Source organism: Dellaglioa sp. CoH-57-MRSF-16, from assembly GCF_056782055.1.
The window spans coordinates 1-338 of sequence record NZ_JBXAXZ010000114.1 but is presented as its reverse complement, the minus strand read 5'-3'; the positions used below and the strand labels follow the sequence as shown (position 1 = coordinate 338).

The window sequence follows — 338 nt, the reverse complement described above, 5'->3', positions numbered from 1 at the left end:
ATCCAGAGCATGCGCCCTGTTGATCGCAGTCGGAATAGGGCCCTGTTCTTGTGCATAAAGCACTTTCGACGCATATTCTTCGAACGGAACGGCGTCCCGCGCATTGATCAACAGCGGATTACCGTTGACGACAGCAACCTGCGAATAGAACTTTCGGTCACCGCGATCCGAGGTAATTGTGAACCAGTAGCAGCCGCCGTTCTCCAGTTTATCCCAGTCCCTGATCTTCCGTACCTGCGTCATAAAGCTCTCCTGTTTGTAGATTGCTGGACTATAACGAGCCTAGTCCTGTTCGTCAAGCTTTTCTTCTTCCAGCTCGCGTTCTCTCAAACACGAGG

General features: G+C 51.8%; 1 protein-coding gene. It reads right to left on the bottom strand.

All coding sequences use genetic code 11. The features are described from left to right. Positions 1 to 243 (bottom strand): hypothetical protein (locus AC1RPH_RS08105; RefSeq protein ID WP_391857714.1); only part of this gene is annotated, 243 nt, incomplete at its 3' end. Positions 244 to 338: the final 95 nt, after the last annotated feature.